General features: G+C 67.1%; 1 pseudogene. It reads left to right on the top strand.

The annotated features are described in order from the left end of the window. Window positions 1-13: 13 nt before the first annotated feature. A pseudogene (locus UK23_RS47970) lies at window positions 14-765 on the top strand (transcriptional regulator, XRE family protein); the annotation flags it as partial.

The following is a 765-nucleotide window of genomic DNA, read 5'->3' as shown; positions in this document are numbered from 1 at the left end:
GCGGAAGGTGCTGGTGCTGCTGGACAACGCGGCCTCGGAGGCGCAGGTCCGGCCGTTTCTGGCGGCGGCTCCTGGCAGTCGGACGTTGGTGACGTGTCGCCGGACGTTGGCGGGGTTGGAGGGGGTGCGGTGGTTGTACCTCGACCCGTTCGACGACGGGGACGCGGAGGCGTTGCTGGAGGCCGTGGTCGGTGTGGATCGGGTGCGGGCTGAGCCTGATGTGGTGGGTGAGTTGGTTGAGTTGTGCGGGAATCTGCCGTTGGCGTTGCGGATTGTGGGCAATCGGTTGGCGAGCAGGCCGCATTGGTCGTTGCGGTATTTGGTGGATCAGTTGCGTGATGAGCGGACGAGGTTGACGGGGTTGTCCGCGGGGGATTTGCAGGTGCGGTCGGCGTTCGAGGTGTCGTATCGGGGTTTGTCGCCGGAGGGGCGGGTGTTGTTCCGGCGGTTGGCTGCGGTGCCGGGTGCGGATTTCGGTGTGGAGCTGGCGCAGGTGGCCGGGGGTCTGACGGAGTCGGAGGCGTTCGGGCTGCTCGATGAGTTGGTGGACGCGAGCATGGTGCTGGCGGGTCCGGTGGAGGGCCGGTTCCGTTTCCATGACTTGTTGCGGTTGTTCGCGCGTGAGCGCTGGGAGACCGAGGATGACGAGGCCGACCGTTCTCTGACGACGGAGGCAGTCCTGGACCACCTGCTGGACATGGCGACCGCGGCGGGGGAGAGGTTCTCGCCGGAGGAGCCGGCGAACGAGGAGGTGTTCGCTTCGCT

The organism is Lentzea aerocolonigenes (assembly GCF_000955955.1).
GTDB classification, from domain to species: domain Bacteria; phylum Actinomycetota; class Actinomycetes; order Mycobacteriales; family Pseudonocardiaceae; genus Lentzea; species Lentzea aerocolonigenes_A.
This window is presented reverse-complemented; position numbering and strand designations above follow the sequence as displayed.